Below are 18,034 nucleotides of genomic sequence, written 5' to 3' on the forward strand. Positions count from 1 at the left end.
AACTTAAGACACCATGAGGAAGATAGTAAGCTCCATAAACCTCAGAGAGGACAGGTTGCCACCTGGACAGAAATGGATAAGCTCTCCTATTGTTTACGATATAGTGCAAGAGCTTCCTGATTGGGACATAAAGAGCTACACCTTTAAAGTTTTTGGCCTTGTCAAAAACCCCTTAGAGCTTTCCTATGAGGAGATGCTCAAGATGCCAGCTGTAGAGCTTGTAGCTGATTTTCACTGTGTGACACGCTGGAGTGTAAAAGACATACAATGGGAAGGTGTACCTACTAAATATATATTGGAGTTGGCAAAGCCAGAAGAAAAAGCCAAGTTTGTGATGATACACTGTCTTGAGGGATACACCACCAACATACCCATTGAGTATCTTTTAGAGGAGGACACAATTCTGGCATACAGAATGAACGGGCAGGTTCTTCCCAGAAGACATGGCTATCCTTTGAGATTGGTATTGCCAAAGCTTTACGCGTGGAAAAGTGCCAAGTATGTGTGGGGTATGGAGTTTATGGAAAAGGACAAGCCTGGATTTTGGGAGCAAAGAGGATATAATATGAGAGGTGATCCGTGGAGAGAGGAGAGGTACTGGTAAGGCTAAACAGATTTATATCCATGTGCGGGGTAGCTTCCAGGAGGAAGGCAGATAAGCTTATAAAGGAGGGTAAAGTCAAAGTCAATGGCATTACTATAAAGGAGATGGGCTACAGGGTGGACCCTCAAAAGGATGTGGTAGAGGTGGAAGGAAGAGTTATAAAAGCACCCAGATACCGGTATGTCATCCTAAACAAGCCCTGCTGTTATCTTAGTTCCTTAGCAGAGGGAAAAGACGGCAAAAAGAGCATAAAGGAGCTCATCAAGAACATACCAGAGAGGGTTTATCCTGCGGGGAGGCTTGACTACAATGCGGAGGGGCTTTTGGTCCTTACCAACGACGGGGAGCTTGCCAACAGGATCATGCACCCAAGGTACAAATTAAAAAAAACTTACTTGGTTTGGGTGGAGGGAAGGGTAAACCCAAAAACATTGAAAGAGATGGCAAAAGGCGCGCATCTGGAAGATGGTTTTGCCAGGCCTGACAAGGTCAGGATAGTGAAAATGCAAAAGGATAGCACACTGCTGGAGGTGGTCTTCCACGAGGGAAGAAAGCACATAGTCAAAAGATTTATGGCCAAGTTTGGACACAAAGTAAAAGCACTAAAGCGTACAGCCATAGGTCCTATAAAACTGGGAAAACTCCCACCCGGAAAGTGGAGAGACTTAACAGCGGAGGAGCTAAGCTTATTGAGGCGAGCTTTGGGTTTGGAGAGCAAGCATGGAATGGCTTTATAAGTTTTTGTTTTTGCTTGCGCTTTCCTTCCTTGTTTTTGTGTTTATCTTCAGGCTTGTGGTTATAAAAAGGGCAAAGGCTATGAGAGGCAAAAGGGTGAGATTTATAGAGGAAGGTTTCCTTTATTTTTACTCCGAGCGATGCACTGCTTGCAAAGCTATGAAACCACAGATAGAAAAGCTAAAGGAAAAAGTTCCTGTGAAGGAGGTGGATGTTTTCTCACCGGAGGGGTCTTTGTTGGCAAGGGAGCTTGGCATAATGGCAACACCCACCACTCTGTATGTAAAGGATGGGATAATTCAAAAGGCTTTTGTGGGTGTGGTAAAGTGCGATCGTTTGCTGTCTGAAAGCTTAGAGGAAGGAGGCTAAAAATGAAGAAACTTTACGAACTTATAAATGAGCTATCTATGCTCTTTGCAAATCATGTTATATGCATGAATAACCTTAGGAAGGCAATAAGGGAAGGCGAGCCTTTTGAACACAAGGACTGTCATGCATGCAATTTTGGAAAGATGTGGGATGAGGAGGTGGCTTCTAAGATAGATGCCCAGAACCAAAAACCCGAGGACAAAAAAGCCATAGAGCAGGCTGAGAGTATCTCAACAGAGCTTGTGCAAAAGCTTACAGAGCTGAAAATCATGTCAAAAGTTAGACAGGCGATGTAATAAATTAAACTATATGTATAGTAGCATAATAATAAGAGGAGCAAGAGAGCATAACCTGAAGGATATAAATCTTGATATACCTAAAAACAAGCTTGTTGTCATTACAGGTCCTTCTGGGAGTGGTAAGTCCTCTCTTGCCTTTGACACCATATACGCCGAGGGGCAGAGAAGATATGTAGAGTCGCTTTCTTCTTACGCAAGGCAGTTTTTGGGTATTATGGAAAAGCCCGATGTGGATATTATAGAGGGTCTTTCCCCCGCCATCGCCATAGACCAAAAAACCACATCCAAAAACCCCCGATCCACAGTAGGCACAGTTACAGAAATATACGACTACATGAGGGTCCTATGGGCAAACATAGGTAAACCACACTGTCCTATGTGTGGACGGCTTTTAGAAGGGCTCTCCGCTCACGAGATGCTGGAAAAGATATGGGAAAGGTACCAAGGAAAGCGCATAAGCGTTCTCTCGCCAATAGTCAGAGGCAAAAAGGGAGAGTTTAAGGAGCTTCTAAAAGAGCTTTATATGAAAGGCTTTTCAAGGGTTAGAGTGGATGGAGAGTACAGAAGGATAGAGGAAATCCCTCCTTTGGAGAAAAACAGAAAACACACCATAGAGGTGGTTATAGACAGACTTACGTTTGAGCTGGATGAAAGGGCAAGACTTTTGAGCGCTATAGAAAAAGCCTTAGAGCTTTCAAAAGGTCTCTTGGTGATTGAAGATGTGGATGCAAAGCACGAGGAGGTCTTTAGCGAAAGGCTAACATGTCCAGATCACGGTTTTTCCCTTCAGGAGCTTTCTCCAAGGCTATTCTCTTTCAACTCTCCTTACGGTGCTTGTCCCACCTGTAAAGGCTTGGGTGTAAAGTGGGAGGTGGTTACCAAACTTTTGGTGGACGAGGACGAACCTGCGGTGGATGCCTTTAGGATAGCAGAAACGAGCTTTTTCAATTACATTAGGTATACCGTAATAAACATACTTCGCCAGATGGGCTATGACCCAAAAATCAAATACTATGCGCTCCCTGAGAGTGTAAAAAACCTTCTCCTTTACGGAGGTGAGGTCAAAGGTTATACGTTTGAGGGTATAGTCAAGCACCTTGAAAAACGGTTTATGGAAGAAGATTCAGAGAAGATAAGGGAGGAGATAAGCGAGTACATAAAGGAAAAGCCATGTCCTGCATGCAAAGGCTCAAGGCTGAAGGATGAGGCTCTTTCGGTGTTGGTGATGGGTAGAAACATATGGGAAGTTTGCAATATGCCCATAGATCAAGCGAGGGAGTTCCTTTTGGGACTTCTCAAGAGCCTAACAGGAAGGGATTACTTGGTGGCTGAAAAGCTTGTAAAAGAAATAACAGACAGGCTCGGCTTTTTGATAGATGTAGGGCTTGATTACCTTGACCTTGCAAGGTCAGCTTCTACACTATCAGGCGGTGAAATGCAAAGAATAAGGCTTGCCACCCAGATAGGTTCCAAGCTCACAGGCGTGCTTTATGTGTTAGACGAGCCTTCCATAGGACTTCATCCCAGGGATACTCACAGGCTTATAAAGACCTTAAGACATCTCAGAGACTTGGGCAATAGTGTAATCGTAGTTGAACACGACCCTGAAACTATAATGGCCGCGGATTGGGTGATAGATATGGGTCCGGGTGCCGGAAAGATGGGAGGCAATGTTGTGGCTCAGGGTACTGTAGAGGATATTATGAACCATCCTGATTCTCTTACAGGTGCTTATCTTTCTGGAAGGCTCACCATAAACATGCCAGAGGTCAGAAGAAAGCCAAAAGACATGTGGATAAGGATAGTGGGTGCGAGAAAGCATAATCTGAAGAATATCACCGCTGAAATACCTTTGGGACTTTTTGTGTGTATTACAGGTGTTTCTGGGAGTGGAAAATCTACCCTTATATATGACATTCTTTGGAATTACGCAAGAGCAGTGTTTTACGGGGGCCAGGCAGAAAAAGAAGGCTTTGATAAGATAGAGGGACTTGAACACATAGACAAAGTGATCAATGTGGACCAATCACCCATAGGTAGGACTCCCAGAAGCAACCCTGCCACATATACAAAACTTTTTGACCTCATAAGGGACCTCTTTGCCAGCACTCCAGAAGCAAAGGCAAGAGGATATACTGCAGGAAGGTTTTCCTTCAATGTAAAAGGAGGAAGGTGCGAGGCGTGTCAAGGAGAGGGAGTGATAAAGGTGGAGATGCATTTTCTTCCACCCGTTTATATAACATGCGATGTGTGCAAGGGCAAAAGGTACAACAGAGAGACGCTGGACATACTCTTTAAGGGCAAGAACATAGCAGATGTTTTGGATATGACGGTAGATGAAGCTTACGAATTTTTCTATCACCACACAGCTATAAGAAGAAAGCTCCAGCTGCTTAAAGATGTAGGATTGGGATACATAAAGCTTGGGCAACCTGCCACTACGCTTTCGGGTGGAGAAGCTCAGAGGATAAAGCTGGCAAGAGAGCTATCTAAGAAGGATACGGGAAGAACCCTTTACCTTTTGGACGAACCTACCACCGGTCTTCACATGGATGATGTGAAAAAACTTATTGAGGTCCTTCAAAGACTTGTGGATAAGGGAAATACAGTAGTTGTTATAGAACACAATTTAGATGTCATAAAGTGCGCCGATTGGATAATAGACCTTGGACCGGAAGGTGGAGAAAAGGGAGGATATGTGGTAGCCTGCGGTCCTCCTGAGGAAGTTATGGAAAACCCCTCTTCTTATACAGGCTTATATCTCAAAAGGTATATCTCAGAAACCGCCAGCAAGAGCTCATATACTCCTACTCTTCCGCAAGGTGGTACTCAACAAAGGGAACAAGCACATCTTTAAAAAAGGCTTTTACCTCTTGCGTCTTTCCATCAGCGTAGCCACACTAAGAAAGCATGGTGGGAGATGTTTCTCTAACCTCTAACTCTCTTTACCGCCAAAACACTAGAATGTATTTCCCTTTTTAGAAGTTTCTCAGTATTTATCTATTGTAAGTAGGCTTGTAAGGGTATTTGGGAGCACCCGTATCGCCCAAAACCTTACCTTGTATATTCATACCGTAAAGGTCAAAGGGAGAGTCGTGGTAGGCTTTTCTGGTTTTTTCTACAGAACCTTTCCACCTTGGGTCCTGAGGTCTTTCGTGCCCGTTAATGTATGTAGATACTGCTATTGCCTCTTCCGGGGTTAGGCTGTAGCTAAGTGCGTAGGGCATATTACCCCATACGAACTGCGCAGCAGTCAGAACTCCGTGCATACCAGCACCCCAGTTATAAGATTTGCTTCCCCAGAGGGGAGGGAAAATAGTCTCTCCGTTGGCAAACTTACCCTCGCCATTGTGCCCGTGGCACACCGCACAGGCACTCTGGTATATTTGCTTGCCTTTGCTGTATTCCGCTACAGGGTCGTAATTCTTGAGTTTTTCTATCTTGGGATAGCCCCTGCCGGGAGTGCTTCCTTCACCGATTTTTAGCCCCTTAGACAGCCAGTAGAAGTAGCTTTCTAAAGCAACCATCACCTTGCTGTCAAAGGCTGGACCCTTTCCGTTCATACTGAATCTAAAGCATTCGTATATCCTCCTCTGGTTGGTGTTGACCATATTATTTTTGGACCTGTATGCAGGATAGTTGGGATAAGCTCCCCACATTGGTGCAGAGAAAGACATCCTTCCTGCATCTATGTGGCAGTTGGTACAGCTAAGAGCATTCCCAGAAGCACCTTCTGAATATTTTGGAGTGTCTGTGAATATTAGGTATCCCAGCTTTACCATCTTTCCAAATTCGTTGTCGGGAATCTCCCACGGATTAGGGGGATTATGAAACTGTTGTTTCCCACCTATATCTGCAGCACTCAGCTTAGCCGGTCTATCGTACTGAACCTCCAGGTATGGATCTTTCTGATACGTAGACTCTTTGGGAGGAGCAGGCACCTTCTGAGATGCTAGCCAGAGAGAGACTGCCTTTATCTCCTCTTCTGTCATCCTTAAAGTGCTAAACGTTCCCCCACCTCAAGAAGTTCTTTGTTTTCATGTTCAACCTTACCTGAGGATGTGTTAACAGGCTTCAAACTAGCAAAATACTGGGCTACCGCTTTCATCTGACTTTGTAGGCTTTGAGCTGAGCTACCATATAGTTCATAGGAAGTCCTGCAAGCCTCGGATAACCAGCCTGAGGCATACCCTCCCCCTTCGCACCATGACAGGATATGCACGCAGGAGTGTTGCTCAAGCCCTGCACAGCTATTTTCTTACCCTCGCTTTGGTAGTTTTCACCTGATAAGAGCTCTTTTCCGGCCCCAGCCGCCAGCAGTGCAAACCCGAGGACTGAAGTCAGCGTTAAGTATCCACTCTTTTTCATATTTGAACCTCTAATTTTAATATACGCTGGGTGTTTAATAAATTATAATCCTAACCATGTACAGGTCCATCTTTTACGGCTCTTTGACCACAATTCTCATAATAGCCCTGACTGCCCTTTACATTCTCAAAAAGACCCTTTCAAAAGATGTCCTTGGTATGCTTTTGCTTTTGGAAAAGAGGTATCTTTTCCTTGCTCTGCTCAGCATGTTCTTTTACCACACCTTTGACAACATAAGGCTCTTCATACTTTCAAGGGCTATGGGACTTAGATACTCTTTTATGTATGGCTACATAGTGTCCTTCATAAACACCTTTGGTGCAACGGTCACACCAGCTCATGTGGGAGGAGAAGTTTTGTCGGTGTACACACTCATGAGGAAAGGTGGTAAGCTTCACAAGGTTATGAGCGTGGTAACTATGAAAACCTTAACAGGTGCTTCCTTTTTCATCTTAGCCTTGCCACTAACTGCCTATGCTCTTTTTAAAAATCCTTCTCAGGCAAAAGATCTTCTTGAGCTGATTATTGTGGTTTTAGCTATAACTGGAACCATATACTTATTTGTAAGGGTGTTTTTAAAGAGAAGCCCTTCCAACGGAAAGCTCACTACCAAAATAAAAAATACCTTAAAGAGATATGCTGTTACTATGAAGATATTTTTGAGGGACAAAAAGAGCTACATACTGGGTGCAGTTGTAAGTAGTGTGTTGCTTTACATATCTTTTCTTTCTGTGGGTGTTTTTCTAGTCAAAGCCTTTCATGTAAAGGTTGACATGGTGAGCGTATTTTTTAACCAGCTCTTTCTGGTTTATGCCATTTTTGTGAGTCCTACACCCGGAGGTAGCGGTGTGGGTGAGCTGGGAGCGCTTTCCGCCTTTTCCCCATTTCTTGAGCCTTTTCTTCTGGGTATCTTTGCCCTTCTGTGGAGATTTTTTAGCCAGTACCTTAGCGCTTTAATAGGGGGTGTTCTTCTTTCTGCGCTTTTGCTTATTGACACAAAAAAGCTTAAATATGGGAGTTAGCCTTCTGGACCTTACAAACCCTTACAGCTGGGCAGTAAGCTTGAGAAACCTTCTTTATGACTGGGGAGTTTTTAGAGTCTGTAAGCTTGGTGTTCCTGTCATAAGTGTTGGTAATTTATCTGTGGGTGGCAGTGGAAAGAGTAGTCTTGTAAGGTATCTGGCTCAGCATCTGGCAGATAAGTTTCATGTTTGCATACTCTCAAGAGGCTACAAGAGAAAGAGCAAGGGGACTAAGATAGTCTCATACAGAGGTGATCTGATGGTAAGCTGGAAAGAGGCAGGAGACGAGCCTTTTATGCTTGCCAAGGTCCTAAAGGGGGTGAGCCTTGTGGTGGACGAGGACAGATGCAGAGGTGGGGCTTTTGCAGTCAAAGAGCTGGGCGCAGAGGTTATAATCCTTGATGATGGCTTTCAACACAGAAGACTCTACAGAGACTTGGACATACTTTTGCTAAAGGAGGTGGACCTCAAGGATCATCTCCTTCCCTTTGGCAGGCTCAGAGAACCAATTTCCTCTATTTATAGAGCTGACGCTCTGGTTTTATCTTATCAGGATATTAAAGAGTGGGATGTAAAACTTCCAAAACCCACCTTTAGGCTCTGGAGGAAAGATTGGAGGATCCTTGATAGCCAAGGAAGAGTTTTAAATGACTGTAGAGGGCTTGAATTTATTGCCTTCTCTGGCCTGGGTGATAACGAGCAGTTTTTTAAAACCTTGGAGCGCCTGGGAATTAAAGTGGTTAAAAAACTCTCCTTCAGGGATCACTACCATTACAAAGACATGAAGCTCTCAGAAGACCATCTTTACATAACCACTCTGAAAGACTTGGTAAAACTCCCTCCAAACAAAAACATATACTACCTTGATTTTTCCATTGAGGTTCCTGGGTTGATGGAGCTTGTGGAGAGTGTTATAATTAGAGAGCAGAGGGCTGGTAGCTCAGCAGGCAGAGCAACGGACTCTTAATCCGTGGGTCGCGGGTTCGACTCCCGCCCAGCCCATTTGATAGAATGAAGTTTAAAGAGCTTTCCCAGTACTTTCAGAGATTGGAAGAGACCACAAGCAGATTGGAAATGTCCAACATTCTGGCAGACATGCTTGGCAAAGCAACATACGAAGATATAGACAAAATGGTTTATCTCACTCTTGGAGAGATACTGCCACCTTTCAGGGGCATTGAGCTCGGTGTATCCGAAAAGCTAATGACGGAAGCTCTTTCTAAATCTTCCAACACAAAAATCTCTGAAGTGGAAAAACTTTACAAGCTCACCGGGGACCTGGGAGAGGTGGCTTATAAGCTGGTAAATTGGGAAGGGAGAGACCTCACTGTCGGGCAGGTTTATGACGAGATTTTGGATATAGCAACAACAAGGGGCACAAAAGATAAAGTCCTCAGAATAATGAGTCTTCTGAAAGGTCTTTCAAATCTGGAAGCCAAGTACATCACAAGAATAATAGTGGGTAGGCTCAGGCTGGGTGTGGGAGACGCCACACTGATAGAAGCTCTGGCTAATCTTGTTGGTGGCAAGGAACACAAAACAGACATAGAAAGAGCATATAACCTCTGTTCTGACCTTGGTTTGGTAGCAAAAACTCTCATACAGAAAGGCTTGGAAGGCATAAGGAGCTTTAAAGTGCAGGTAGGCTATCCCATCAGGATGGCTCTTGCAGAGAGAGTTACAAATGCAGAGGAGATAGTTAGAAGGCTTGGAAGGTGTGCAGTAGAAGCCAAGTACGACGGCTTTAGACTTCAGGTGCACAAAAAAGACAAAGATGTAGAAATATATTCCAGGAACCTGGAGAGGATGACGGACATGTTCCCCGATGTAAAGTCAGCTATTTTACAGCATATAAAGTTCAGAGAGTTGGTGCTGGAGGGTGAAGCTATAACCTACAACGAGGAGACGGGAGAGTTTTACCCTTTTCAGATAACCATACAGAGGAAGAGAAAGTACGGTGTATATGAGTATGCAAAAGAATTTCCCCTAAAGCTCTTTGCCTTTGACCTGCTTTACTTGGAGGGTGAGGACTTTACTTCAAAACCTTTCATAGATCGCAGGAGGAAGCTGGAGGAGATACTCCCAAAAAACTCGCTCATACTTCCCTCAGAAATGTTTATAACCGATAGCGTCAAAGAGATAGAGAGATTCTTTGAGGATGCTGTGGCGAGAGGCTTAGAGGGTATAATGGCAAAGAGGTTAGACGCTCCTTACACTGCCGGTTCAAGAAACTTCAACTGGATAAAGCTAAAGAGGAGCTACAAAGGTTCCCTTGCTGACACCATAGATGTGGTTATAGTGGGATACTTTTACGGAAAGGGAAGCAGGGCAAAGTTAGGAATAGGAGCTCTGCTGACAGCCCTCTATGACCCTGCAACAGATACCTTTAAAACTGTCAGCAAGGTAGGTTCAGGCTTTACCGAAGAGGAGTGGATAAAACTCAAAGAGATGCTGGATGAAATAAAACTTCCCCACAGACATGCAAGGGTTGACTCCCTTCTGGAAGCTGATGTTTGGGTTGAGCCTAAGTATGTAATAACGGTGAATGCCGACGAAATAACCAGATCTCCACTTCATACAGCTGGAAGGACCACAGAAGAACCGGGCTTTGCCCTAAGATTTCCAAGAGCTGTTGGATTTATAAGGAGCGACAAAAGAGCAGAGGATGCCAACACAGTGGAAGAGATAGAGAACATGTACAAGATGCAGAAAAGAGTAAGTGTTGAGTAGTGGCGGTGGGAGGACTCGAACCTCCGACCTGAGACTTATGAGATCTCCGCTCTAACCAGCTGAGCTACACCGCCTCGGTTTAAATATTATAAACCACTCCCACCTATGTATCAACAGCATTAGAGCCCTACCCTTATCTTAAAAGGCTGACCATAGGGAGGGTTAAGCTGTGATGACTGCACTTGAACATCTTTGTATTTACCTTGAAGACTTTGAGTAAGTAGTGAAAGGGATGGTGTGTAGCCTTCTATAGTTATGCTTTTACCATCGTAATAAAGGTTCACTATCTTAGTTTTTGCAGGAAGGACCTCCACCAAGTTGGCAAAAGCCTTCAGAAAGCTCTCCCCTTTGAGTAGCTGTAGCACTGTCCTTTTTGCATTAACTTCCTTTAGCTTAGTCTCGTACCTATCCGCCAGGGGCTGTAGCTTTTCTATCTCCTCATTTACCCTATTTAACTTACCTTTTAGGTAGTAAAGGTCGTAAGCCATAGCACCTAAACCCAAAAGAAGGAAGATAAAAACTCCTGCTGCTGTGTAGAGGTATCTTTTGCCAATTTTAATTGGAAAAAACCTGCGCCTATCGTAAAAGACAGGTTCCAAAGGCTCACCTTTTAAAAGCGCCTCCAGAGCCAAACATGCAACGCTGTATTCATCCTCAATAACTTTGCCGTCCGCCTTCTCCGATAGCACTGTGTCTGTGAGCTTACCATCCTTTATAAGCACCTTCTCATAAAGCCCCTCCCTTAAGTTCCTGTAAAAGAGTCCATCCCCTAAGTATCTGTAAAGAGCGGGTGATGGAACAAGGAACCTCAGGTTAGGCAAGCTTAGGAGTTCATCGTACAAAGATTGAGGTATGGCAAATATCAGACACTCCACCTCCTTTTCCGATGCTTCCAAAGGTAAGACGCTTACCGTTAAAGGTTCCTTAAGAGGAAATATCTCTTCTATGTTTAATATAACTGCCTCTTTTATGTCTTCGAGCGCCTCAACAGGAAAGCTGTACTTCCTTACGAAAAGTACATCTCTTCCTATGGCTACACCTAAGGACTTACCAACCGAGACCTTTTTGAGTTCCTCAAAGCTTGTTATACGAAACCTTCCCTCGTGCGAACATGCATATATACCCCCGCGCGTTAGCTCTATCCCAATGTTTTCTTTCCTAAACTTCATATCTCAAAATCTTTCAGATACTTAGCTCTTGCGGGATGCCTGAGTTTTCTTATAGCTTTGGTTTCTATTTGTCTTATCCTCTCCCTAGTTACATTGAACATCTTGCCTATCTGCTCTAAGGTGTACTCTGTACCATCAACAAGTCCATACCTGTACATGAGGATCTCCTTTTCTTTTTCTCCCAAAGTGCTTAGCACCTTTATAAGCTGTTCCCTGAGGAGTTTTCTTGAAACTTGCTCCTCAGGTGATAAGACACTCTTGTCTTCTATAAAGTCTTTGAGGTGAGTTTCTTCGTCGTCCCCTATGGGTGTCTCAAGAGATATAGGCTCTTGAGAAGTTCTCATAACCTTCCTCGCCTTTTCCACCGATATGCCCAGATATTTAGCTATCTCCTCAGGGAAAGGTTCGCGCCCCAGCTCCTGAAAGAGTTTTTTGTGAGCCTTTGTAATGTCGTTGATGGTTTCTATCATGTGAACTGGTATTCTTATGGTCCGCGCCTGATCCGCTATAGCCCGGGTTATAGCCTGCCTTATCCACCATGTGGCATAGGTGGAAAACTTATAACCTTTTCTGTAATCGTACTTGTCTACTGCCTTCATAAGACCTATGTTGCCTTCCTGTATAAGGTCCAGAAAGTGCAAACCTCTGTTGACATACTTTTTAGCGATAGACACTACGAGCCTTAGGTTACACTTGACCATAACTTGCTTTGCTTTTGTTACCTTTGTCCTGCCTTCCTTTATGATGTGCATTACTCTATCCAGCTCCTCTGGCAAAACCCCCAACTCTTTTCTAAGTTCTTTTACCTCCCTCTCAAGGGTTAGATACTCACTCCTAAGAACCTGAAATCTGGCAAATCCATAACCCGCCCTCTCTGCCCTGAGCTGCAGGTCCTGTCTTTGATCGTAAAACTTTATCAGCTCTTCCACATTGGGATATATGCTTTCTAACTTTTTCCTTCTTGCTTCATACTCTTTTAACCTCTTGGTGTACCTTTTATACAGGTTTAAAAGTTCGTCTGCTATCTTTTCAAACTTGGAATACTTGAGTTTCATATCCTTTAATACTCTGTTCATCTTGGCATGTTTCTCAAGATACTTCCTTTTGTCTTCTGGTGTTTGATATTTAAGGTAAAGCTCCCTCCAGACAAGCGCTTCTTTGTATGCCTTTGCAAGCTCAAGACCCTTTTCAATGAAGTATCTTTCAAGGTGTTCGTGGCTCTCCTCATACTCCTCCACCGTTTTGCTCTCATCCATTGTATCCATCAGGTCCGTAGCTTTTATCTTTCCGTTGCAAACATTTCCCCACTCTCTCAACACCCGGTCAATAAGAAAGGAAGTTCTCAAAAGCCCTCGCCTCATGATCTTCCTCCCCATCTCTATCTGTTTTGCGTACATGATCTCCTCTTCCCTACTCAGAAGGGGTATCCTTCCCATCTCTCTAAGATAAAGTTTTACCGGGTCGCCATCTCTTGCGGTCAGAAGGAGGTTTTCCGTTGACACAGTAAACTCGTCGCCATGCTCCAGCTCCTCTGTTATTTCTTCACTCTCTATGATCCTTACGCCCCTTTCCTGAAGGAAGTCCATGATCTCTTCGTATGCTTCTGAATCAACAACATCTTCCCCTAAAGCTTCGTTAATCTCGTCATAGGTTACATACCCTTTCTCACCGAGTTCCATGAGCTTTTTTATGTTGTCCTTACTCAGCATACCTTACCTCCTTCATAAATTTTTATAATATAGTTCCCTTGAGATCATTGGCAACGAGCGTAGCTTACCTGACATGTAAAAAGTCCTCAACGGACCTCTTTGGTACTCTGATGGGTTCTTCTGCTGGATATCCTATGGTAAGTATGGAGACAGGCTTCCAAGATCCCGGTACGCCAAGAAACTGCTTCAATCCATTTTCGTCAAAGGCACCTACCCAGCATGTGCCCAAACCCATCGCAGTTGCTGCAAGTTGAGCATAGGCACAGGCTATGGTGGCATCTTGAAGGCTGTAGAGTTCCAGACCTCTCCTGCCATACTTCCACACATTCCTCTCTGGGTTGGCAAAGAATAGAAGGATAGCAGGAGCCTCTGCAATAAACCACTGATTTAAGGCAAATCTTGCCACCTGCGCCTTCTTTTTTTCGTCGCTTACCAACACTACCTCAAAGGCTTGCAGATTACCAGCAGATGGTGCCATACTTGCAGCTTTTAGTATCCATTGTATCTTCTCTTTCTCCACAGGATCTTTCCTGTAGCTTCTCACCGAATGTCTATTTTTTATCACTTCAAAGAACTCCATTTTTTAGAAGCTCCATAACTTCCTCGTCCCTTACCTCGTGAAAATCTCTGTAAAACATACCTACTGCAAAGCTCGGCTCGTCAGACTCATAATAACAGTAAACCTCATCAGCATACTCCTTTATCTTTCTTATGGTATCTGTGGGACACACAGGAGATGCAACAAGAACTTTCACAGCGCCCTTCCTCTTGACAAAGTTTACACCCGCTATCACCGTATAACCTGTTGCTATGCCATCGTCAACAACTATCACCTCCCTGTCTCTTACCTCTGGCATTTTCCCCTTTAGAAAATTCCTTTCCCTTTCCCTTATCTTTTTAAGCTCCTCCTGAGCCACCTGCTTTATGGCGTCTTCAGAGATCTTAAAGTAGCCCACAGTTTTTCTGTCAAGGTAGACCTCACCGTCAGGGTCTATGGCTCCAAAGGCAAGCTCCGGATTTTGAGGTACGCCCAGCTTTCTCACTATAAGCAGGCTCATGGGAAGGCTTAAAACTCGTGCCACCTCCTTTGCCACAACCACCCCACCCCTTGGTATACCAAGAACTATTGGGTTTAACTCTCTGTCTATCTTATCCTTTATATACTCCCCCAACAGAATTCCTGCGGATACTCTATCGGAAAAAACCATCTTAAATTAAATATATGAGCAAACGCAGGAAAGACAAGGTAAAGATGGAACACAGCTTACTGGAAGGTCTTGAGAAACACCTGAGAATTATATCGTCTTTTGAAAGTGTAAAAAGCATAATACCCGGCAGAATATCAAGACAGAACAGAGGAAGAGGTTCAAAAGGGATATTCTTAAAGTATAGAACTTCCACGGGTTTCAAGCTTCTTTACAAGACTGGCACATCCACTCAAGAGGTGTTTGTAGTGTGCACTGACAGTGAAGCTTTTGAAAGACAGTTTAGAGAAGTTTATAAATACGAAGTATAGCCTTGTGAAGCAAAAGAGGGTCGTAAGTGCCTAAATCTTCAAGTAGCCATCCATCACCTCCAGTGATTATCAAAGAAAACTCTTTAAAGTAGTGAGTTTTTAGCTCTTCAAGGACAGCTTTTATAAAGCTCTTAGCTTCTTTCATTATCCCACCTAAAAGAGCAGTTTTTGTGTCCCTTCCCAGAAACACCTCTTGCACTTTTTCAAGATTTATGTAAGGGACAAGTTCAGCTCTCTCCGAGAGGCATCTTAGTTTTCCAGAAAGACCAAGACTTATAAACCCACCTTCAAACACACCATCCACCAAAGCATCAAGCACAAGGGCTGTGCCGGAGCTGACTACAAGAGCGTTGTCTGAGTAAAAGCTAAGAGCGCCATAAAGGTTTAAAAGCCTGTCTATACCCACCTTCCTGGTATCAAAGGAGGCTCTCAGAGGTACACATTCATGCGTTATAAAGTCGGCATTTTTGAAAACCTCCATCAGAGTGAAGTTCAGGGAAGGCTTTACAGATGCTATATAAACCTTATCATAGTCACCTTTAAGCTCTTCTACTTTTTCGTGGGCAAACTTTCCCAAAAAAATAAGCTCATTTTTTTCAAAAAGACAGGCATCAACGCTGGTGTTTCCCACATCAAGAATCAAAACTTTGGTAAACCTTTGTCCCTTCATTGCTAACATCAAGCACCAGATACCTTGCTGACACCCCCTCCTCCTCAAAAGCTTTCACCATAGCCTTCCCTATAGACTCAAAGTTCTCCGTTGAAAAGCTTGCTATGGAAGGTCCAGCACCGCTCAGAAAGACCGCCAGAGCCCCTTCTTCATAAGCTCGCTCCAACACGCGGTAAAATCCCGGTATCAGCTTAGCTCTGTGTGGCTGATGCAGTCTGTCTTTTACCGCTTCTTTTAAAAGCTCATACCTTTTCTGACACAGACTGGCTATCATAAGGCTGGCTCTTTGCACATTGCCGACAGCATCCGACAGACTAACCATCTGTTTTAAAACCTTCCTTGCTTCATGTGTGGAAAGCTCAAAATCTGGCACTGCTACCACCAGCTTTATGTCTTCTGGAAAGTCCAGCTTTGTGTAAATGACTTTATCCTCATCCAGAAGGGATATGACAAAACCACCCACCAGAGCTGGAGTGAGATTATCAGGATGTGGTTCCAAACTGAGAGCTATCCTTAACTTTTCCTGATGACTCATACTTTTTCCGTGTATAATCTCGCAGGCGGTTATACCACCTATTATGGCTGTTGCGGACGAACCCAAGCCTCTTGCGGTAGGAACTCTATTCTTCTGGACAACCTTTAAAGGTTTTGCCTCAACTCTAAGGCGCTGGCAGGCTTTAAGATAGGCTTTTATAAACAGGTTGTTTTCATCCCTTGGAAGATGCTCACCCTCACCCTCTATGTAAACCCTAAAGCTCTCCCATTCCTCTACCAGAAACTCGTTGCGCAGGTTAAGGGCAAGCCCAAAAGCATCAAAACCGCATCCAAGATTGCTGGTGCTTGCAGGAACGCTTATGCCAAGCATGGAAGTATTTTAAGGCAACACATTTATGCTGACTATCCTTCTGTATATGTTGGTGAGCATATCCCTCTCCAGCCTGTTTTTTTCTACCCTCTTCACAGGAGTATAGCTTCCGTCATCCCTCACAATGCCGTAAAGAGCGTGGTACACAACAGGGTCTCCCTCCTCTATACCTCCGTAGATCATAACATGACCCTTAAAGAAGATGAGAGTCCTGAAAGGTGGAAGTTTTGTCAGTATATTTTTTAGATCATGGTAGCTACTTACTTTTTCAGTCACTCTTATCCCTATCTGCATCTGCTGGCTTGAGTTTCTTGGGAGCTCAAGACCAAAAAGGGAAAAGACATCTTTCACAAGAGCTGAGCAGTCCCAGGAGCCGTTCTTACCACCCCAATCGTAGGGCTCGCCCAAAAGGCTGCTTAGAATACCTTTTACTCTCTCTTCCGAGTAAGGTAAGTATCCTTCCGCAAAGCCATCTGAGAGCTCTACCCATCTGTAAGAGCCATCGGGAAGAAGAACTCTGTAGCGTTTACCTTGCTTTTCCACATAAGGCACCCTTGATCCGAGCCCAAATTCAACCCCACCTATGTAAAGTCTTGGTTTTAACACCACAAGAAAGGGCAAAGCCTTGACCCTGAGCACTTCCTCTTTATTTCTTATCAACACATCCTCTTTTTTTACCCATCCTCTCATGAAGGGGGATTGTACATAAACCCACATACCGTCTTTGGAAGTGTGAAGTACCGCTAAAAAGGTTAATGGTTCCAGCAGGGTGTACTGGCTTAGGTCTATGTCTTTGTTTTTCCCGTATATAGGTTTATCCGTGGGATACATCCTCATGTTTGTCCTCTTTTTGGTCCAACCGAAAGAAACTTTGACTTTCTCGGCAATGGCATCAAGATTTGCATTTTTTACAACCTCCTCCTCTACGGGAATGGTGTCTTCAAGCATCCACCTTTTTACTGTATCGCCACTGATTACATCCGGGAAATCCTCAATCCTTGCCATGTAGGGAATTTTGCTGTAAGCTTGATAATTTACATCACTCACCTGCAGAGCGTAAGATATACTAATGAGTAAAAGGAGAAGCACCCCCATGCCAATTATATTAATACTTCTTCTTTGCTCCTTAGCCTTCTCAAAGGAAGAGGTTTTTTACCTTATGGGAACTTATGCCATTATTGACCTGCCAGATGGTAAAAATTACCAAGCATACAGATACATGAGAAGCTTAGAAGAGAAGCTTTCTGATTACATAGAAAACTCAGAAGTTTCAAAGATAAACAAAAATGCGGGAATAAAACCCGTTGCCGTGTCTGAGGAAACGCTGGAGGTCATAAAAAAAGCCCTTTATATCTCACAAATTACGGATGGTGCCTTTGACATAACCGTGGGTGCCATTACAATAAGAGCAAAACGGTGGAAGGAACTCTCAGAAGAAGAGGCAAGAAAGCTGGTAGATTACAGACAGGTGAAAATAGAAGGCAACGAGGTTTTTTTAACCCAGAAGGGCATGGCTATAGACCTGGGGGGAATAGGAAAGGGCTACGCAGTAGAGAAAGCTTACCAGCATCTTAAATTACCAAAAGGTTTTATATCCATAGCGGGAGATATGAAGGTATGGGGAGAGAAGAGACTCTTGGCAGTTTATGACCCTACAACAAGAGGTGTTCTCATGGAGGGAATAAACAGGAAGGACCTTTGCCTTTCCACCTCCGGCAATTACTTCAGACATCATATAATAGGAGAGCCTAACAGCCTTCTTCAGGTGACCGTTGCTTACTCAGACTGCACCATCACCGATGCCCTTTCTACAGCTATATTTGCCATGAGCGATGAGCAAAGGCGGAAATTTCTTAAAGAACATCAAAATGTGGGTGTTTTACTACTCTACACGGATGGTTCCCTTTACTTTAACAGAGCCTTTCTTGATTACTTTGAGATGGTTATGTTTCGCAGGTCCGAGGGAAATTAAAGATTT

General features: G+C 43.9%; 19 protein-coding genes and 2 tRNA genes. 11 read left to right on the forward strand and 10 right to left on the reverse strand.

Annotated elements, in window-relative coordinates:
- Window positions 1–13: 13 nt before the first annotated feature.
- From HTH_RS07340 to uvrA, 5 genes are read left to right on the forward strand one after another with little or no spacing between them, the layout of a single operon-like run.
- A complete protein-coding gene (locus HTH_RS07340; RefSeq protein ID WP_012964086.1) occupies window positions 14–604 on the forward strand; it encodes a sulfite oxidase-like oxidoreductase in 591 nt (196 codons plus the stop codon).
- Window positions 580–1,341 carry a pseudouridine synthase gene (locus tag HTH_RS07345; RefSeq protein WP_012964087.1) on the forward strand — a complete coding sequence of 254 codons (762 nt, stop codon included), beginning with the start codon at window positions 580–582 and terminating at the stop codon, window positions 1,339–1,341. The genes HTH_RS07340 and HTH_RS07345 overlap by 25 nt, the downstream gene beginning before the upstream one ends.
- Window positions 1,325–1,708 (forward strand): thioredoxin family protein, encoded by a 384-nt coding sequence (locus tag HTH_RS07350; protein WP_012964088.1) that lies wholly within the window; start codon window positions 1,325–1,327, stop codon window positions 1,706–1,708. The genes HTH_RS07345 and HTH_RS07350 overlap by 17 nt, the downstream gene beginning before the upstream one ends.
- Before the next feature lie 2 nt (window positions 1,709–1,710).
- A complete protein-coding gene (locus HTH_RS07355) occupies window positions 1,711–2,004 on the forward strand; it encodes a CZB domain-containing protein (RefSeq protein ID WP_012964089.1) in 294 nt (97 codons plus the stop codon).
- A gap of 13 nt (window positions 2,005–2,017) precedes the next feature.
- On the forward strand, window positions 2,018–4,864 hold the full coding sequence (uvrA, locus tag HTH_RS07360) for an excinuclease ABC subunit UvrA (RefSeq protein ID WP_012964090.1): 2,847 nt from the start codon (window positions 2,018–2,020) through the stop codon (window positions 4,862–4,864).
- Window positions 4,865–5,003: 139 nt separating this feature from the next.
- On the opposite strand, the gene HTH_RS07365 is transcribed toward uvrA, so the two are convergent.
- The gene (locus tag HTH_RS07365) at window positions 5,004–5,999 is read right to left on the reverse strand and encodes a c-type cytochrome (protein WP_012964091.1); all 996 of its coding nucleotides are present in this window, start codon (window positions 5,997–5,999) and stop codon (window positions 5,004–5,006) included.
- Window positions 6,000–6,111: 112 nt separating this feature from the next.
- Entirely contained in the window at window positions 6,112–6,375 is a 264-nt protein-coding gene (locus HTH_RS07370; protein ID WP_012964093.1) for a c-type cytochrome, read from the reverse strand.
- A gap of 56 nt (window positions 6,376–6,431) precedes the next feature.
- Here HTH_RS07370 and HTH_RS07375 point away from each other — a divergent pair, with 56 nt between their 5' ends.
- The 4 genes from HTH_RS07375 to HTH_RS07385 all read left to right on the forward strand — a co-directional run bounded on the left by HTH_RS07375 (window position 6,432) and on the right by HTH_RS07385 (window position 10,127).
- Window positions 6,432–7,397, forward strand: coding sequence for a flippase-like domain-containing protein (locus HTH_RS07375; protein ID WP_012964094.1), 966 nt, complete (start codon window positions 6,432–6,434; stop codon window positions 7,395–7,397).
- Window positions 7,387–8,364 (forward strand): tetraacyldisaccharide 4'-kinase, encoded by a 978-nt coding sequence (gene lpxK / locus HTH_RS09740; RefSeq protein WP_012964095.1) that lies wholly within the window; start codon window positions 7,387–7,389, stop codon window positions 8,362–8,364. Before HTH_RS07375 ends, lpxK begins: the two co-directional genes overlap by 11 nt.
- Window positions 8,327–8,399 (forward strand) — tRNA-Lys (locus tag HTH_RS07380). Before lpxK ends, HTH_RS07380 begins: the two co-directional genes overlap by 38 nt.
- A 9-nt stretch (window positions 8,400–8,408) precedes the next feature.
- Window positions 8,409–10,127, forward strand: coding sequence for an ATP-dependent DNA ligase (locus HTH_RS07385; RefSeq protein ID WP_012964096.1), 1,719 nt, complete (start codon window positions 8,409–8,411; stop codon window positions 10,125–10,127).
- Here the strand turns inward: HTH_RS07385 and HTH_RS07390 are convergent.
- The 5 genes from HTH_RS07390 to HTH_RS07410 form a co-directional block, all read right to left on the reverse strand.
- Window positions 10,128–10,201 (reverse strand) — tRNA-Met (locus tag HTH_RS07390).
- Window positions 10,202–10,246: 45 nt separating this feature from the next.
- A complete protein-coding gene (locus tag HTH_RS07395) occupies window positions 10,247–11,296 on the reverse strand; it encodes a PilN domain-containing protein (RefSeq protein ID WP_012964097.1) in 1,050 nt (349 codons plus the stop codon).
- Window positions 11,293–13,005: an RNA polymerase sigma factor RpoD gene (gene rpoD, locus HTH_RS07400; protein ID WP_012964098.1), complete on the reverse strand. Its 1,713-nt coding sequence runs from the start codon at window positions 13,003–13,005 to the stop codon at window positions 11,293–11,295. The genes HTH_RS07395 and rpoD overlap by 4 nt, the downstream gene beginning before the upstream one ends.
- 64 nt (window positions 13,006–13,069) lie before the next feature.
- A complete protein-coding gene (locus HTH_RS07405; protein WP_012964099.1) occupies window positions 13,070–13,585 on the reverse strand; it encodes a nitroreductase family protein in 516 nt (171 codons plus the stop codon).
- A complete protein-coding gene (locus tag HTH_RS07410; RefSeq protein ID WP_012964100.1) occupies window positions 13,572–14,213 on the reverse strand; it encodes a phosphoribosyltransferase in 642 nt (213 codons plus the stop codon). Before HTH_RS07410 ends, HTH_RS07405 begins: the two co-directional genes overlap by 14 nt.
- A gap of 14 nt (window positions 14,214–14,227) precedes the next feature.
- On the opposite strand from HTH_RS07410, the gene HTH_RS07415 reads away from it, so the two are divergent.
- Window positions 14,228–14,521, forward strand: coding sequence for a DUF2103 domain-containing protein (locus HTH_RS07415; RefSeq protein WP_012964101.1), 294 nt, complete (start codon window positions 14,228–14,230; stop codon window positions 14,519–14,521).
- On the opposite strand, the gene HTH_RS07420 is transcribed toward HTH_RS07415, so the two are convergent.
- Genes HTH_RS07420 through HTH_RS07430 form a run of 3 tightly spaced genes read right to left on the reverse strand, consistent with a single transcriptional unit; the run spans window position 14,493 to window position 17,151 of the window.
- Complete coding sequence (locus tag HTH_RS07420) at window positions 14,493–15,191, reverse strand: type III pantothenate kinase (protein WP_012964102.1); 699 nt, start codon at window positions 15,189–15,191, stop codon at window positions 14,493–14,495. The genes HTH_RS07415 and HTH_RS07420 overlap by 29 nt on opposite strands.
- On the reverse strand, window positions 15,154–16,056 hold the full coding sequence (thrB, locus tag HTH_RS07425) for a homoserine kinase (RefSeq protein ID WP_012964103.1): 903 nt from the start codon (window positions 16,054–16,056) through the stop codon (window positions 15,154–15,156). The genes HTH_RS07420 and thrB overlap by 38 nt, the downstream gene beginning before the upstream one ends.
- Window positions 16,057–16,065: 9 nt before the next feature.
- Window positions 16,066–17,151 (reverse strand): C40 family peptidase, encoded by a 1,086-nt coding sequence (locus tag HTH_RS07430; protein WP_012964104.1) that lies wholly within the window; start codon window positions 17,149–17,151, stop codon window positions 16,066–16,068.
- Between HTH_RS07430 and HTH_RS07435 the strand changes: the two genes are divergently transcribed.
- Complete coding sequence (locus tag HTH_RS07435) at window positions 17,150–18,028, forward strand: FAD:protein FMN transferase (protein WP_012964105.1); 879 nt, start codon at window positions 17,150–17,152, stop codon at window positions 18,026–18,028. The two genes, HTH_RS07430 and HTH_RS07435, sit on opposite strands and share 2 nt — an antisense overlap.
- Window positions 18,029–18,034 lie beyond the last annotated feature (6 nt).

It is taken from the genome of Hydrogenobacter thermophilus TK-6 (assembly GCF_000010785.1).
Classification (GTDB): Bacteria; Aquificota; Aquificia; order Aquificales; family Aquificaceae; genus Hydrogenobacter; species Hydrogenobacter thermophilus.

Coding starts and splice junctions, on each gene's coding strand:
- HTH_RS07340 (WP_012964086.1), top strand. CDS start 14: ATGAGGAAGATAGTAAGCTCCATAAACCTCAGAGAGGACAGGTTGCCA.
- HTH_RS07420 (WP_012964102.1), bottom strand. CDS start 15,191: ATGAAGGGACAAAGGTTTACCAAAGTTTTGATTCTTGATGTGGGAAAC.
- HTH_RS07350 (WP_012964088.1), top strand. CDS start 1,325: ATGGAATGGCTTTATAAGTTTTTGTTTTTGCTTGCGCTTTCCTTCCTT.
- HTH_RS07405 (WP_012964099.1), bottom strand. CDS start 13,585: ATGGAGTTCTTTGAAGTGATAAAAAATAGACATTCGGTGAGAAGCTAC.
- HTH_RS07435 (WP_012964105.1), top strand. CDS start 17,150: ATGCCAATTATATTAATACTTCTTCTTTGCTCCTTAGCCTTCTCAAAG.
- HTH_RS07395 (WP_012964097.1), bottom strand. CDS start 11,296: ATGAAGTTTAGGAAAGAAAACATTGGGATAGAGCTAACGCGCGGGGGT.
- HTH_RS07385 (WP_012964096.1), top strand. CDS start 8,409: ATGAAGTTTAAAGAGCTTTCCCAGTACTTTCAGAGATTGGAAGAGACC.
- lpxK (WP_012964095.1), top strand. CDS start 7,387: ATGGGAGTTAGCCTTCTGGACCTTACAAACCCTTACAGCTGGGCAGTA.
- rpoD (WP_012964098.1), bottom strand. CDS start 13,005: ATGCTGAGTAAGGACAACATAAAAAAGCTCATGGAACTCGGTGAGAAA.
- HTH_RS07365 (WP_012964091.1), bottom strand. CDS start 5,999: ATGACAGAAGAGGAGATAAAGGCAGTCTCTCTCTGGCTAGCATCTCAG.
- HTH_RS07430 (WP_012964104.1), bottom strand. CDS start 17,151: ATGGGGGTGCTTCTCCTTTTACTCATTAGTATATCTTACGCTCTGCAG.
- HTH_RS07355 (WP_012964089.1), top strand. CDS start 1,711: ATGAAGAAACTTTACGAACTTATAAATGAGCTATCTATGCTCTTTGCA.
- HTH_RS07370 (WP_012964093.1), bottom strand. CDS start 6,375: ATGAAAAAGAGTGGATACTTAACGCTGACTTCAGTCCTCGGGTTTGCA.
- HTH_RS07375 (WP_012964094.1), top strand. CDS start 6,432: ATGTACAGGTCCATCTTTTACGGCTCTTTGACCACAATTCTCATAATA.
- HTH_RS07410 (WP_012964100.1), bottom strand. CDS start 14,213: ATGGTTTTTTCCGATAGAGTATCCGCAGGAATTCTGTTGGGGGAGTAT.
- uvrA (WP_012964090.1), top strand. CDS start 2,018: ATGTATAGTAGCATAATAATAAGAGGAGCAAGAGAGCATAACCTGAAG.
- HTH_RS07415 (WP_012964101.1), top strand. CDS start 14,228: ATGAGCAAACGCAGGAAAGACAAGGTAAAGATGGAACACAGCTTACTG.
- thrB (WP_012964103.1), bottom strand. CDS start 16,056: ATGCTTGGCATAAGCGTTCCTGCAAGCACCAGCAATCTTGGATGCGGT.